Below are 14705 nucleotides of genomic sequence, written 5' to 3'. Positions count from 1 at the left end.
TTATAATGATTTGTCTTTTACTTTAAACCTAGCCCCAAACCCAACAACACCCAGCAACAACACAAATCCCCATACAAACACATTGCCGTATTGGCTGTACACGCTGTCGCCTTTTATAAGCTTAATGTTGGCTTTTAATGTAGTAGCTTCAAACTGAGGCATGGTTTGTTGTGTGTGGCTTATAGGGTCGTATACGGCGCTTACACCATTGTTAGTAACACGCACTAGAGGGCGTTGTAGTTCGAGCGCGCGCATACGGGCTATTTGCATATGTTGCAAAGGCCCAATGGAGTCGCCAAACCAGGCATCGTTACTTACAGTAAAGAGTAGGTCGGAGTCGCTTTTGTAATTACCGCGTACTAAGTCGGCAAAAACAATTTCGTAGCAAATAGCGGGTAGTAGGTTAAAGCCATTGGCGCGTAAGTTGTTTTGCACTTTGTCGCCACGCGTAAACGACGACATAGGTAAATCGAATAACGGGGCAATAGGGCGCAGTAAATCTTGAAACGGTACAAATTCGCCAATGGGTAATAGCTGGTGTTTTTGATAGCGGTTTTTATCTAGGTAATGGTAATGCCCGTGCTCGTCGTCGCGTTCTTTATTACCGACCACAATAAGTGTATTGAATATGTTTTTAGTATCGCGTTGGTAGTCAACAATACCGGTTACAAGGGCGGTTTTATTAAATGACGCTGCACTGTCTAAGTTAGCTAGGTACGAGTCGGCAAGCATTTCTATTTCAGGCACTGCGGCTTCGGGCCAAACTATTAAGTCGGCATCCCAATGTGGGCGTGTCATGTCTTGATATTTACTCATGGTGGTCCAAAACTCACTTGGCTCAAAACGCAGGTGTTGTTGTATGTTCCCTTGAACGAGTAATACCGACATGTTTTTATCTGTGTAATTAATACTGCCTGTGGTATTTGCGCCTGTAAAAATAAGCGCAACAGCAGTGGCCGTAACAACAGGGGTTTTAAAATCTTTTTGGGTTAAGCGATAAAGTGCAAAACCAATTGCTATACACACGAGGGTTAAGCCAAACTCGCCAATATAAGGGGCAAGCAGTCTTAGTGGGCCGTCGGTTTGTGTGTAGCCAAAACTTAGCCACGGAAAACCTGTAAGTACTGTTCCGCGTAAATATTCACTAATTGCAAAGCAAGCAATGAGTAATGCACCAAAGCTTTTAGGGCCAGTGGCAAAGCGTGTGGTTGCCCAAAAGGCAAGTGCGGGAAATAACGCTAAGTAGGCGCACAAAAAAGCCATTAATGAGAGTGACGCTATAAGCGGCATTCCGCCAAAGGTGGCAATAGAAACATGGACCCAGCTTATACCTGCACCAAACCAACCTAGACCAAATATAAAGCCATATTTAGCAGCGGTTTTTGCGTGTGCTTTACCGGTATTATTAGGGTTAATGCAAAAAATTATGGCACCAAGGCTAATAAATACAATGGGCCAAATTTCAAAGGGGGCATAGCCAAAAGTTAAAACAAGGCCCGCAACCAGTGCGAGCCATGCTTTTTTATCTTTTGCTAATAGGGTAAGTCTAGTTAGCAGTTTCTTCACTGTCGTTATCATCATCCTTAGGAACGGTGACTTGCAGTTGCAAAATACGACGATTGTCGGCGTTGGTTACTTTAAATTGGTAACCTTCTATGTCAATCGTTTCACCACGGCTTGGCATGTGGCCAAATGCGTGCAGTACAGTTCCACCAATAGTATCGGCTTCGTCTGTGCTGTAACCTGTTTTAAAATGCTCGTTAAAGTCATCTACAGGTGTGAGTGCTTGCACTACGTGAACATGTTTAGCAAGTCGACGAATATCTTGATGTTCTTCTTCTTCGTCGTGCTCATCTTCGATTTCGCCAACAATTATTTCAAGAATATCTTCAATCGTTACTAAGCCCGATACGCCGCCGTATTCGTCAATAACAACAGCCATATGGTAGCGTTGCTGACGAAATTCGTTTAGCAGTGTATCAACACGTTTGCTTTCAGGTACTACCATTGCTGGGCGTAAATAATCGCGTATTGATGGTAAGTGCTCGTCTTTATTTAAGATCAGTGGCAATAAATCTTTAGCGAGCAAAAAACCTTCTACATGATCTTTATCTTCAATCACCACCGGAAAGCGTGAGTGAGTTGAGTCAACCATCATTGGAATTAGCTCTTCAAGCGGCTTGTCGATCTCAAGAGTGATCATTTGTGAGCGCGGAACCATTATGTCTCGCACTTTAAGCTCAGACACGCCAAGCACACCTTCTATCATCTCTTTTGTTTCTGGATCGATTACGTCTCGTTCTTGCGCATCGGCAATAACTTCGACCAGCTCTTCTCTATTCTGGGGTTCCCCTTGCAACATTTGAGCTATTCTGCCCAACCACGTTTTGCCAGAAGAACCCTGGCTAGATTGCGAGTTACCGTCGCTCATTGCGTCTAATTGCTCCGTTAATTTAAATATCGTCCCGGTATGGGTCTGCTATGTTCAGCTCTGCAAGTAATTGCTTTTCTATGCTTTCCATCTCTAAAGCATCGTCACTCTTTATATGGTCAAATCCAAGCAAATGCAAGCATCCGTGAATAACCATGTGGGCAAAGTGGTCATGAAATGACTTCTCTTGCTCAATTGCTTCAGCTAATACAATGGCTGGGCAAATAATTAAATCACCAACCAAGGGAATATCTATTCCTGGTGGTGCTTCAAATTCGAACGACAGTACGTTGGTTGGTTTATTTTTACCGCGATAGTCGTTGTTAAGTTGTTGCGATTGCGCTTCGTCGCAAATAACAATACTGAGCTCTGACTCATCACGGTATTGGCTAAGGGCTTTGTCGGCCCACAGTGCAAATTGCTCTTCGCTTGGGAGGTTGTCAAACTCACAGGCTATTTGTAAATCAAGTTCGGTTGTCAAAGTATTACTCTTTAGTAGTAGGCTGTTGAAGAGCGGCAAGTGCGTCTTTTGCATTTTGCTTTTCTATGCGCTTTAGTCGCTCGCTTTCGTCGTTACGCTCGTAGGCTTCAACAATGCGTGCTACAACAGGGTGGCGTACTACGTCTTGGGCTTTAAAGTAGTTAAAGCTAATTTCGTTTACGCCATCAAGTACTTCCATTGCATGGCGAAGGCCTGAGCGTGTACCACGTGGTAAATCAACCTGTGTAATATCGCCTGTAATAACCGCTTTTGAGTTAAACCCTATGCGGGTTAAAAACATTTTCATTTGCTCGGCGGTGGTATTTTGGCTTTCATCTAAAATAATAAAGGCATCGTTTAAAGTACGTCCGCGCATGTAAGCCAGCGGGGCGACTTCAATGATGTTTTTTTCGATGAGCTTTTCTACTTTTTCAAAACCTAGCATTTCAAAAAGCGCGTCGTAAAGAGGGCGCAGGTATGGGTCTATTTTTTGACTTAAATCGCCAGGTAAAAAGCCAAGCTTTTCGCCCGCTTCTACAGCAGGACGCGTTAATAATATACGGCGTATTTCTTGGCGCTCAAGGGCGTCAACGGCGGCAGCAACAGCAAGGTAGGTTTTACCAGTACCAGCAGGGCCAATACCAAAGGTAATGTCGTGGTGTAAAATATTAGCCACATAAACACCTTGGTTATCGTTACGTGGTTTAATTACACCACGGCGTGTTTTAATCACCATATCTTTGCCGTAAGCACTGCTTGATGCGTCTTGCTCTAGGGCTTTTGATTCGGTAATAGCTAAATGAACGGCTTCGGGTTCTATTTCGCCTAAAACACCACGAACTGGTTGAGTATCAACATAAAGGTTTTTTAAGATTTCTACAGCGCCGGCGCAGTTGTGTAATTTACCGGTTACTTTAAAAAAGTTGTCACGGTGAATTATTTCAACAGCCAGATGGCGTTCAATTTGTTTGATGTTTTCGTCAAACGGGCCACATAAAGAAGAAAGGCGTTTGTTATCGGCAGGTTCTAAATAAATCTCTAATGTTTTTAACTGATTACTCAAAATTGCTTCCTATAGTACTGCGCCAGCGTTAACTGGCGCTAATAGTGTGACTAAGGAACGAAAGTAGCTACGCCAATTTCGTTAACAGTGTCTGGTTTTGGCTCTGCAGCTGCAGCTTTAGTTAAAATAGCTGAAGGCGCGATTTCACGTCGTAAGTTCATTTCTGATTCTGTACGAATTAAGTCACCACGTAAAGAATTAGGTAGTGCTTCGGTAATACGTACGTCAACAAACTGTCCGATCACTGTGTGTGGGCCAACAAAATTTACTACACGGTTATTTTCGGTACGGCCACGTAATTCCATTGGGTTCTTTTTAGAAGGACCTTCAACAAGTATACGTTGCTCTGTATCGAACATTTGGCGGCTAATTTGCTGCGCCATTTGTGTAATACGATTTTGTAGTAAGTATAAGCGTTCTTTTTTCTCTTGCTCTGTTACGTCATCTGGCAAATCTGCCGCTGGCGTACCTGGGCGTGCACTGTAAATAAAGCTAAAGCTCATATCAAAACCAATGTCGCTAATAAGCTTCATGGTTGCTTCAAAGTCTTCTTGGCTTTCGCCTGGGAAACCAATAATGAAATCTGACGACATGCTTAAGTTAGGACGAATTTTACGTAACTTACGAATTGTCGATTTGTATTCAATTGCCGTATGGCCACGTTTCATTAGGTTTAATATACGGTCTGAACCACTTTGTACTGGTAGATGTAAGTGATCTACAAGCTCTGGTACATCGGCGTAAACGTCGATGATATCAGGCGTAAATTCTACCGGGTGCGATGTGGTGTAACGAATACGGTCAATACCATCAATAGCTGCAATAAGACGAATTAAATCTGAGAAGTAACAAATTTCGCCATCGTGCGTGTCGCCGCGGTATGCGTTTACGTTTTGGCCAAGTAGGTTTACTTCACGTACGTTTTGCTCTGCAAGTTGTGCAATTTCAAGTAGTACGTCATCTACTGGGCGGCTAACTTCTTCGCCGCGAGTATACGGTACAACACAAAAAGTACAGTACTTAGAACAGCCTTCCATAATTGATACAAATGCAGATGGCCCATCTGCTTTTGGCTCTGGCAGGCGGTCAAACTTTTCAATCTCTGGGAATGAAATATCAACAACCGATGAGCCTTTGTTGCCTTGCACTTGTTTAATCATTTCTGGTAAACGGTGCAATGTTTGCGGGCCAAAAATAACATCTACAAATGGTGCACGTTGGCGAATAGAGTCACCTTCTTGTGAGGCAACACAACCACCTACACCAATTATTAAGTCTGGCTTGTCGTCTTTTAACAACTTCCAACGACCTAACTGGTGAAATACTTTTTCTTGTGCTTTTTCACGAATTGAACAGGTGTTAAGTAAGATTACGTCGGCATCTGTTGCATCATCAGTTAGCTGGTAGCCATTGGTGGCATCTAAAAGTTCAGCCATTTTCTGAGAGTCGTATTCGTTCATCTGACAACCCCAGGTTTTAATATGCAGCTTTTTGCTCATTGAAATATTGCCTCGTGTTCAATTCGATAGTGGCACAAAAATGTGCTAGAAACAGGATTAAGGAGCAAGCATGCTCACTTAAAGGAGGCGTATTTTAGCTGGATACCCGCCCAGATCCAAGTATAGTTTTCATGTTTGTGATCTCAAATCAATACAGGACGAGTTTAATGTGCTGTTAGGGATATCCTCTGGTATAAAACAAATTAATTTTGATACAATCAAAACAGACTCAAGTAATAATAAAATGATGAAAAACATGACCAAAAATAATGTGATAGTGGTTGGCGGGGGCATGGTTGGCGCAGCTATGGCGATAAAGCTGGCTCAGCAAGGCTTTGGCGTGCGCATAATTGAAAAACACCTAATAGACCCATCGCACATTCTTAGTAGCGATAAGGTGGATATTAGAGTGTCTGCCATTAATCGTTTTTCAGAAAATTTACTTGATGAATTAGGGGCAATGCCTCTTTTAAGGCAAAACCGCATAGCACCTTATCAACAATTAGAGGCTTTTGAGCGCGGTGGTGACAATTTATTATTTGATTGCGCCGACATAAACACGACACATTTAGGCCACTTGATTGAAAATAGTTTAATTCAAGCAAGTTTGTGGCAGCAATTTGGGCATTATAAGATTGAGGTTATTGAGCAGTCATTGCCGGTAACTAAAATAGAGCAAACGGATGATTTAATTACGCTTGTGTATGGTGATCAAACCTATACGGCTGATTTAGTAATTGCCGCCGATGGTGGGCAATCGCAGCTGCGTGCTAAAGCTAATATTGGTATTACGGGTTGGCAGTACCAACAGCATTGCATGGGGGTATTAATTAAACTCGATGCACCGCAACAAATTAAAACATGGCAACAGTTTACACCAAGTGGGCCGTTAGCATTTTTACCAATGCAGGCACCGTACGCTAATTTAATTTGGTACGACGATGCAAATACATTGCAAGCATTTAAAGGGCTAAGCCCAACTCAGTTAAAAACGCACATTCTGAATAAATTCCCAGAACTTGCTGGAGACTTTGAAGTACAAACCCATGCAGTATTTCCGCTTACTCGCCAGCATGCTAATAATTATTCGCAAGGGCGCTTGGTTTTAGTGGGCGACGCTGCACATACAATTAATCCCCTTGCAGGGCAGGGCGTTAATTTAGGTTTTCAGGACGTAGTGGCACTTGCTGAGGTTTTAAACGAAGCAGGAGATATAGGTTGCCCACTAAAACTTAAAGAATACGAGCGAGCTCGCCGCAGGGCTAATTTATTAATGATGAGCATGATGGACGCGTGTTACTTTGGGTTTTCTAATCAAATTACGCCACTTAAATGGGCACGCAGCCAGTTTTTAAAAATGGCTAATAATACGGGGCCAATAAAAAACTGGGTTTTAAAATACGCAATTAGTGGTGATTTAGGCTAAATTTAAAGTAGATATTAGAAAGGCTCATTTATGAGCCTTTTTTTATGTCTGTTTTTAAGTCAGCAAATAGTGACTCGGCTATATTGAACACGGTTTTAATTTAACTGGTGTTACATCACTAAATCGCAATTTAATAACTTTAAAGAGCCTGTGTGTGGATAATTTTTTTACAGTAATAATTATTTTAGGTGCGCTACTGCTTGTTGCTAGCTTAAAAACAACCGTTAAAGTTTGCAAAAAAACATCGCAAAGAGCATGGAGTGTACTGCTATGCGCTATTATTTTTTTTATTATAGGGTATTGGTGGATACTCTATTATTTTTCAAACCACGACATTGCACCCGTCGTTATGAATATGGTGGCTATGTTGTTACTTGGCGGTGGTGGGTTTGTTTTTTTAGTTATTAAACTGAGCTTAAAAAGTATTGTTAAAATAGAGCAAGCAACGCAGTATCAAAAATATCAAACTGAGCACGATAACTTAACAACTCTACCTAACCGCGATAAATTTTTTAAATCTTTAAGTAAACAAGTTGAATATCCTTCCCCATTTTCACTATTTTATATCGACTTAAATAACTTTAAACAAATTAATGATGCGTTTGGGCATCAGTGTGGTGACCAACTCTTGGCTGCATTTGCCAATAAACTAAATAAAGAATTATGCGGCATTGCTAAGTTATATCGAATAGGTGGCGATGAGTTTGCTTTTTTATTGCATACCGATACAGATGAAAGCATGAATTATTGTGTAAACATTATAAACTCAGCCGTCAAAAGTCCGTTTTGTACGAATGAGCAAATGGTTAAAATACAATTAAGTATAGGCGTAAGCCGTTTTCCTGATGATAGCCGATTGCCCGATCAGCTATTAAAAAAAGCTGACTTGGCACTGCATGAAGCTAAAAAAACATTTCAACCTTTGGTAAATTACTCATCTGCAATAGGTAAACGAGCTGAGGACTTTTTTGATTTATCAGCCAAAATTAAAGTGGCATTACATAAAGATGAGTTTGAGCTTTATTTACAACCCATAATGGACTCTAAAGATCTGCAATTACATGGCCTAGAAGCGCTTATCCGATGGCCGCAAGATGATGGTAGCTTTATTAGTCCAGAAAAGTTTATAACCGTAGCTGAGCGTACAGGGCTTATTTTTCCTTTATCGAAATGGGTTGTACAAGAAGCCGTTAATCATATTAGAAAGCTCAAGCTATTTGGTTTCACCGGTACTATACATGTCAATTTATCAACGAAAGATATTGAAAGCAGCGAGTTTTACGATTTTATAATTAGTTTACTCGCAACCGACCCTACATTAAGCGACTCGTTAATTTTTGAAATTACAGAAGGTGCAATGATGACAAATATACCGGCTGCTAGAAAAATGATGCAACAGTTGAGTATGCGCGGGTTTAAATTTAGTGTTGATGACTTTGGCACTGGCTTTTCGTCACTGTCATTATTAAGAGAGCTGCCAATCAATCAAATAAAAATTGATCAGTCGTTTGTCAAAGATATGCTTACTAACTCGCCTGATTACGCCATTGTAGAATCTACATTGTTTTTAGCGAGTCGATTAAATTGCGATGTAGTTGCTGAAGGAATAGAAACTAAAGAGGTAGAACAGGCGTTGTTGAGTCTTAACTGTGATTATTTACAAGGGTATTTATATAGCAAACCAATAGATATAGATGAATTTATAAATGTTTATTTAAGTGCAGAAAAAGTAAGTNATGAATTTATAAATGTTTATTTAAGTGCAGAAAAAGTAAGTTGAATTTAATGAGTATTGAGAAGTTTTAGACAGGGGAGTCAAATTGGCTGGGATACCAGGATTTGAACCTGGGAATGCCAGGATCAAAACCTGGTGCCTTACCGCTTGGCGATATCCCAACTATAAATTTGAATTAGTTTTAGTTCTTAATAAGAACATGGTGCGGAAGGAGAGACTTGAACTCTCACAACCTAAGTTACTGGAACCTAAATCCAGCGCGTCTACCAATTCCGCCACTCCCGCATTACTAAGTTGCTAATTTAAACTCTAAGCTAGAGCAATTCTTTTATCCAACTTTCCTTGGTAGAAGAAGTTGGCTGGGATACCAGGATTTGAACCTGGGAATGCCAGGATCAAAACCTGGTGCCTTACCGCTTGGCGATATCCCAACAAAGAATTCTTTATAATTTTAGTTCTTATAAGAACATGGTGCGGAAAGAGAGACTTGAACTCTCACAACCGAAGTTACTGGAACCTAAATCCAGCGCGTCTACCAATTCCGCCACTCCCGCATCAACAATTTGCCAATTTAAACTCTAAGCTAGAGCAATTCTTTTATCCAACTTTCCTTGGTAGAAGAAGTTGGCTGGGATACCAGGATTTGAACCTGGGAATGCCAGGATCAAAACCTGGTGCCTTACCGCTTGGCGATATCCCAACAAAGAATTAATGATAATTTTATTTCTTATCAAGAAATGGTGCGGAAAGAGAGACTTGAACTCTCACAACCGAAGTTACTGGAACCTAAATCCAGCGCGTCTACCAATTCCGCCACTCCCGCATCGTTTGTACAATAAAGTACAGGTAGTTATTTTAAACTCTTCATTGAGCTGCAATTTAACTCTTGCAGAGCCATTTCTAAAAGAAGAAATGGTGGCTAAGACGGGATTTGAACCTGTGACCCCATCATTATGAGTGATGTGCTCTAACCAGCTGAGCTACTTAGCCATTGTTGGCTGGGATACCAGGATTTGAACCTGGGAATGCCAGGATCAAAACCTGGTGCCTTACCGCTTGGCGATATCCCAACAATAACAATTGATACTTTTAATTCTTATCAAGAATTATGGTGCGGAAGGAGAGACTTGAACTCTCACATCCTAAGATACTGGAACCTAAATCCAGCGCGTCTACCAATTCCGCCACTCCCGCATCGTTTGTACAATAAAGTACAGGTAGTTATTTTAAACTCTTCATTGAGCAACAAAAAAATAATGGTGGCTAAGACGGGATTTGAACCTGTGACCCCATCATTATGAGTGATGTGCTCTAACCAGCTGAGCTACTTAGCCATCTTTTTTTGTTAGCACTTCATCGCTGAGTGCGGGGCGTATTATGCTGATATGACCCAAATTCGTCAACACCTTTTTTGCAAAAAAACACTTAACTGTGTTTGTTTGCAGGAAAATTAAGCTAACAGGCTAAAATTTAATAAAAATGCTGTTTTTTTAGCTGCCTTTAAGGCGCGGAATCTTAATTAACCCTGTACTTCTTTAATTAAGCGATATTACAAAGATAGACTAGTTGAGGCTAATTATTATTTTTATAATGCTTAAATACAAAAAAGGCTCGTAAAAACGAGCCTTTAAAAATTATTACCAAGTGAAATTGGTTTAATTTGTACTTATACGTTGAACAAGAAGTTCATTACATCGCCATCTTTAACAATGTACTCTTTACCTTCTTGACGCATCTTACCTGCTTCTTTTGCGCCACTCTCACCTTTAAAGGCAACAAAGTCGTCAAAAGCAATAGTTTGCGCACGGATAAAGCCACGCTCGAAGTCGGTATGGATTTTACCCGCTGCTTGTGGTGCTGTTGCACCTACAGGGATTGTCCATGCGCGTACTTCTTTTACGCCAGCTGTGAAATAAGTTTGTAATTGTAGTAATTCATAACCACCACGAATAACAAGGTTAAGACCTGGCTCTTCTAGACCAAGATCAGCCATAAACTCTAGCTTGTCTTCGTCATCTAGTTCTGAAAGCTCAGACTCGATAGCGGCACATACAGGAACAACAATCGCATCTTCAGCTGCGGCAATAGCGCGTACGCGGTCAAGGTATGGGTTATTTTCAAAACCATCTTCAGCAACGTTTGCAATATACATTGTTGGTTTAATCGTTAAGAAGTTAATAGAGCTGATTGCTGCTTTTTCTTCTTTAGTTAGTGCTAGACCACGTAAAGTTAAGCCTTCGTCAAGATGCACTTTTACTTTTTCAAGTACAGCATTTTGCTCTTTAGCGTCTTTATCGCCACCTTTTGCTTTTTTTGAATTACGGAAAAGGGCTTTTTCAGCGCTATCCATATCAGCAAGTACTAACTCAGTGTTGATTACGTCAATATCGTCAGCAGGGTCAATAGTGCCTGCTACGTGGATGATGTTTTCATCTTCAAAACAGCGAACTACGTGGCCAATTGCATCGGTTTCACGAATGTTAGCTAAAAACTGGTTACCAAGGCCTTCACCTTTAGATGCGCCTTTTACTAAGCCAGCAATGTCTACAAATTCCATACTGGTGGTAAGAACTCGTTGAGGATTAACTATTTTAGCAAGTTCGTCTAGACGAGGATCTGGCACAGGTACCACACCTGTATTAGGCTCAATGGTACAAAAAGGAAAGTTAGCGGCTTCAATACCCGCTTTAGTTAGTGCATTGAAAAGCGTTGATTTACCAACGTTAGGCAAGCCAACGATGCCACATTTAAAACCCATAGTAAGATACCTTGTTTAGAATTCGTTTAAACGGTGTACTTGGACCCAAGTTACTAGGGTTTAAACGAATGTAGTCTGTTTTGTGCTTTTAACACACCATCTTTTGCAAGTATTTCCATGCAACGAACTGCTTCATCAACAGCAGCATCCATTTTTTCTTGGTCTGCTTTGACCGCTTTTCCAAGCACCCAACCAGTAACCATTTCACGATGCCCCGGATGACCTACACCAATGCGCAAGCGCATAAAGTCTTTTTGATTTGCCATTTTTGCAATAATGTCTTTTAAACCATTATGACCGCCATGCCCGCCGCCTTTTTTTAACTTGGCAACGCCTGGGTCTAAATCCAATTCGTCATGGGCAACTAAAATGTCCTCGACAGGGATTTTGAAAAAATTAGCTAAACTACCGACCGCTTTACCACTTAAATTCATGTAAGTAGTGGGGATCAATAATTTGAATTCTTGGCCTTGAATGATCACTTTGCCTGTAAGGCCGTGATATTTAGGATCGTATTTTAGGGTGCAGTTGTAGCGTGCAGCGATTTGCTCGATGAACCAAGCACCTGCATTGTGGCGTGTGTTTGCGTATTCGGGGCCTGGATTAGCCAGGCCCACAAGCATTTGAATAGAATTCAAGGTTGCGAGACCTTAAAAATTATTCTGCTGCTGCAGCGTCGTCTTCAACTGGAGCTGCTTTGTTTGCTTTGATAGTCAGGATAGACTGATCATGGCCTTCGCCTTTACCTAAATCTACAGAGCTAACGCCTTTAGGGAAAGTAAGGTCAGAAATATGAACAGAATCGCCAACAACAAACTTAGAAACATCTACTTCAATGAATTCTGGAAGTGCTTTTGGAAGACACGTAATTTCAACTTCAGTTAACTGGTGAACAACAGTTGCGCCAGCTTTAGTTACAATATCTTCACCGATGAAGTGAAGAGGAACTTTAGTTTGAAATTTATGAGTAGCATCTACACGTTGGAAATCAAGGTGAGTAAGCTTAGGCTTGAATGGGTGACGTTGGATATCTTTTAAGATTACTTCAACAGCTTCGCCATCTACGTTAAGCGTAAGGATATGCGTGTAAAAACCTTCGTCTTCTTGTGCTTTGATCATATCTTTATGAGCAAAAGTAAGAGATAAAGCTTCTTTGTCAGCTCCGTAAAGGATTGCAGGAACTTTGTCTTCGCGACGTAGGCGGCGGCTCGCACCAGTACCAGTTTCTACGCGAAGTTCAGCGTTATATGTATAAGTTTTGTTAGACATGATGTCTCCAGTTATTAAAATGTGTAGGGCCTTTGCGACCAAGGTCCCTAGCCAAAAGGCGCGCTATCATACCACCACGCCCAGACAAAATAAACATCGCTTACAAAAAAAGCGCCAAAAGGCGCTTTTATACTCAGGAATGTTTAATTTTAGTGTTCAAACATCGCTGAGATAGATTCTTCGTTACTAATACGACGAATAGTCTCTGCTAACATGTCAGCAAGCGTAAGTACCTTAATTTTATCAAGGGCTTTAAGCTCGTCAGATAGCGGAATTGAGTCAGTTACAATTACTTCGTCAATCATCGAGTCACGTAAGTTTTCTGCTGCTTTACCTGAAAGAATAGGGTGCGTTGCGTATGCAAATACGCGTTTAGCGCCATGTTCTTTAAGTGCTTCTGCGGCTTTACATAACGTACCACCGGTATCAATCATATCATCTACGATAATACAATCACGACCTTCAACGTCACCAATAATGTGCATTACTTGAGAAACGTTTGCTTGAGGGCGGCGTTTGTCAATGATTGCTAAATCGGTATCGTTTAGTAGTTTTGCAATTGCACGTGCGCGTACAACACCACCAATATCTGGAGATACAACAACGACGTCTTCAAAGTCGCGTTCTTTCATATCTTCAAGTAATACAGGGCTGCCAAATACGTTGTCTACTGGTACATCAAAGAAGCCTTGGATTTGTTCAGCGTGTAAATCAACCGTAAGAACACGGTCAACACCAACGCTTGATAAGAAATCGGCAACGACTTTAGCGGTAATTGGAACACGGGCAGAACGTACACGACGGTCTTGGCGCGCATAACCAAAATAAGGAATGACGGCAGTAATACGACCTGCAGATGCACGACGTAGAGCATCAACCATAACGATAAGTTCCATTAGGTTATCGTTTGTAGGGGCACAGGTTGATTGCAAGATAAAAACGTCCGAGCCACGAACATTTTCATTTATTTGAACACTGATCTCACCGTCGCTAAAACGGCCAACAACAGCATCGCCTAATTCAATATATAAACGTTTTGCAACTTTTTGAGCTAACTCAGGTGTTGCGTTACCAGCGAAGAGCTTCATGTCAGGCACGGTAGGGTTCCTCAGGCACTGAATATTTGGACTAACGGGCAATGATAAATACCACTGCGAGTTAACTTATGATTACTTGTACGTTACTTCATTGATCGAATATGGCGGTTAACTCCGTATGAGCAGGTGAGACATTTGCGCTTGAAGCCACAAAACCCTGCCAAGTATGGGGGAGATTTTCAAGTACATCTTGTGCTTGAACTTGACTAGCAAATTCGACAAAACAACATGAACCTGTTCCGGTCATCTTCGACGGTGCGTATTTTAGCAACCACTGGAGGGTTTTTTCAACCTCGGGGCAAAGCTTTTTAACTAAAGGCTCACAATCATTGGTTAAAGTATGGTGTTTCCAATCGCCTATTATTTTTGGTGTGTCGCGTTTTAAATCTGGATGTGTAAATATTTTTGCAGTACTTACATGTTGGTTTGGGTGTACAACGCAGTACCATTTTTGTTCAAGTTTTACCTGGTGTAATTTCTCACCAATACCATGCGCTATGGCGCTTTGCCCTTGTATGAACACCGGAACATCAGCCCCTAATTTAAGTCCTAATTGGGCTAGAGTTTCTAAATTTAGTTCTAATTTCCATAATTTATTTAGCGCTAATAAAGTACTTGCGGCGTCGGATGAACCACCTCCAACACCTCCGCCCATGGGTAAGCGTTTAATTAAATTTATTTTTACACCTAAAGAGGTTTTACAGTGTGTTTGTAATAATAAAGCCGCTTTATAGATGAGATTATCATTTAGGGGTATGTCTTTAGTATCACCACCGACAGAAATACCACCGTCTGTTGTTAGCTCAAAATGCAACTCATCACCAAAATTTAAAAAAGTAAATAAGGTTTCTAGTTCATGATAGCCATCTTCTCGGCGAGCATTAATATGTAAAAATAAATTGAGTTTTGCCGGGGCAATAAGTGAAAAAGAGGTTTTGTTATTCAT

General features: G+C 41.0%; 12 protein-coding genes and 10 tRNA genes. 2 read left to right on the top strand and 20 right to left on the bottom strand.

Annotation, left to right across the window (positions count from 1 at the left end):
- Genes lnt through miaB form a run of 5 tightly spaced genes read right to left on the bottom strand, consistent with a single transcriptional unit; the run spans nt 1 to nt 5474 of the window.
- Nucleotides 1-1566 (bottom strand): apolipoprotein N-acyltransferase, encoded by a 1566-nt coding sequence (gene lnt, locus I6F48_RS13095; protein ID WP_197119584.1) that lies wholly within the window; start codon nt 1564-1566, stop codon nt 1-3.
- Nucleotides 1547-2431: a CNNM family magnesium/cobalt transport protein CorC gene (corC, locus tag I6F48_RS13090; protein WP_165728904.1), complete on the bottom strand. Its 885-nt coding sequence runs from the start codon at nt 2429-2431 to the stop codon at nt 1547-1549. The genes lnt and corC overlap by 20 nt, the downstream gene beginning before the upstream one ends.
- Nucleotides 2432-2453: 22 nt before the next feature.
- Complete coding sequence (gene ybeY, locus I6F48_RS13085) at nt 2454-2912, bottom strand: rRNA maturation RNase YbeY (protein ID WP_197119583.1); 459 nt, start codon at nt 2910-2912, stop codon at nt 2454-2456.
- Between the two features lie 4 nt (nt 2913-2916).
- Complete coding sequence (locus tag I6F48_RS13080; RefSeq protein ID WP_165740996.1) at nt 2917-3975, bottom strand: PhoH family protein; 1059 nt, start codon at nt 3973-3975, stop codon at nt 2917-2919.
- 50 nt (nt 3976-4025) lie between these two features.
- The gene (miaB, locus tag I6F48_RS13075; protein ID WP_165728902.1) at nt 4026-5474 is read right to left on the bottom strand and encodes a tRNA (N6-isopentenyl adenosine(37)-C2)-methylthiotransferase MiaB; all 1449 of its coding nucleotides are present in this window, start codon (nt 5472-5474) and stop codon (nt 4026-4028) included.
- 169 nt (nt 5475-5643) lie between these two features.
- Here miaB and I6F48_RS13070 point away from each other — a divergent pair, with 169 nt between their 5' ends.
- Nucleotides 5644-6900 (top strand): FAD-dependent monooxygenase, encoded by a 1257-nt coding sequence (locus I6F48_RS13070; protein WP_101216149.1) that lies wholly within the window; start codon nt 5644-5646, stop codon nt 6898-6900.
- A gap of 349 nt (nt 6901-7249) precedes the next feature.
- A complete protein-coding gene (locus I6F48_RS13065; RefSeq protein WP_442960989.1) occupies nt 7250-8680 on the top strand; it encodes a putative bifunctional diguanylate cyclase/phosphodiesterase in 1431 nt (476 codons plus the stop codon).
- A gap of 41 nt (nt 8681-8721) precedes the next feature.
- Here I6F48_RS13065 and I6F48_RS13060 read toward each other — a convergent pair.
- The 15 genes from I6F48_RS13060 to ispE all read right to left on the bottom strand — a co-directional run bounded on the left by I6F48_RS13060 (nt 8722) and on the right by ispE (nt 14705).
- Nucleotides 8722-8796, bottom strand: a tRNA-Gln gene (locus I6F48_RS13060).
- Nucleotides 8797-8835: 39 nt separating this feature from the next.
- Nucleotides 8836-8920: transfer RNA gene (locus tag I6F48_RS13055), tRNA-Leu, on the bottom strand.
- A gap of 71 nt (nt 8921-8991) precedes the next feature.
- A tRNA-Gln gene (locus I6F48_RS13050) sits at nt 8992-9066 on the bottom strand.
- A 38-nt stretch (nt 9067-9104) separates the two neighbouring features.
- Nucleotides 9105-9189 (bottom strand) — tRNA-Leu (locus I6F48_RS13045).
- A 71-nt stretch (nt 9190-9260) separates the two neighbouring features.
- Nucleotides 9261-9335, bottom strand: a tRNA-Gln gene (locus tag I6F48_RS13040).
- A 38-nt stretch (nt 9336-9373) separates the two neighbouring features.
- Nucleotides 9374-9458: transfer RNA gene (locus I6F48_RS13035), tRNA-Leu, on the bottom strand.
- Nucleotides 9459-9548: 90 nt separating this feature from the next.
- Nucleotides 9549-9625 (bottom strand) — tRNA-Met (locus I6F48_RS13030).
- A gap of 5 nt (nt 9626-9630) precedes the next feature.
- Nucleotides 9631-9705, bottom strand: a tRNA-Gln gene (locus I6F48_RS13025).
- Between the two features lie 39 nt (nt 9706-9744).
- A tRNA-Leu gene (locus I6F48_RS13020) sits at nt 9745-9829 on the bottom strand.
- 63 nt (nt 9830-9892) lie between these two features.
- Nucleotides 9893-9969 (bottom strand) — tRNA-Met (locus tag I6F48_RS13015).
- Between the two features lie 332 nt (nt 9970-10301).
- Nucleotides 10302-11393, bottom strand: coding sequence for a redox-regulated ATPase YchF (ychF, locus tag I6F48_RS13010; protein WP_007583951.1), 1092 nt, complete (start codon nt 11391-11393; stop codon nt 10302-10304).
- 53 nt (nt 11394-11446) lie between these two features.
- Nucleotides 11447-12031 (bottom strand): aminoacyl-tRNA hydrolase, encoded by a 585-nt coding sequence (gene pth / locus I6F48_RS13005; protein ID WP_165740491.1) that lies wholly within the window; start codon nt 12029-12031, stop codon nt 11447-11449.
- 19 nt (nt 12032-12050) lie between these two features.
- Nucleotides 12051-12662 carry a 50S ribosomal protein L25/general stress protein Ctc gene (locus I6F48_RS13000; RefSeq protein WP_008171830.1) on the bottom strand — a complete coding sequence of 204 codons (612 nt, stop codon included), beginning with the start codon at nt 12660-12662 and terminating at the stop codon, nt 12051-12053.
- A gap of 149 nt (nt 12663-12811) precedes the next feature.
- Entirely contained in the window at nt 12812-13759 is a 948-nt protein-coding gene (locus tag I6F48_RS12995) for a ribose-phosphate pyrophosphokinase (protein WP_007583957.1), read from the bottom strand.
- 88 nt (nt 13760-13847) lie between these two features.
- Nucleotides 13848-14705, bottom strand: coding sequence for a 4-(cytidine 5'-diphospho)-2-C-methyl-D-erythritol kinase (gene ispE, locus I6F48_RS12990; protein ID WP_165728899.1), 858 nt, complete (start codon nt 14703-14705; stop codon nt 13848-13850).

Source organism: Pseudoalteromonas sp. SWYJ118, assembly GCF_015864505.1.
Taxonomy (GTDB): domain Bacteria; phylum Pseudomonadota; class Gammaproteobacteria; order Enterobacterales; family Alteromonadaceae; genus Pseudoalteromonas; species Pseudoalteromonas arctica.
Note: the sequence above shows the minus strand (reverse complement) of the source record. Positions and strands in the feature narration are given on the sequence as shown.

Excerpts from the sequence above, each read along its gene's own strand:
- corC (WP_165728904.1), bottom strand. The coding sequence starts at position 2,431 with ATGAGCGACGGTAACTCGCAATCTAGCCAGGGTTCTTCTGGCAAAACG.
- miaB (WP_165728902.1), bottom strand. The coding sequence starts at position 5,474 with ATGAGCAAAAAGCTGCATATTAAAACCTGGGGTTGTCAGATGAACGAA.
- ychF (WP_007583951.1), bottom strand. The coding sequence starts at position 11,393 with ATGGGTTTTAAATGTGGCATCGTTGGCTTGCCTAACGTTGGTAAATCA.
- I6F48_RS13000 (WP_008171830.1), bottom strand. The coding sequence starts at position 12,662 with ATGTCTAACAAAACTTATACATATAACGCTGAACTTCGCGTAGAAACT.
- ispE (WP_165728899.1), bottom strand. The coding sequence starts at position 14,705 with ATGAATAACAAAACCTCTTTTTCACTTATTGCCCCGGCAAAACTCAAT.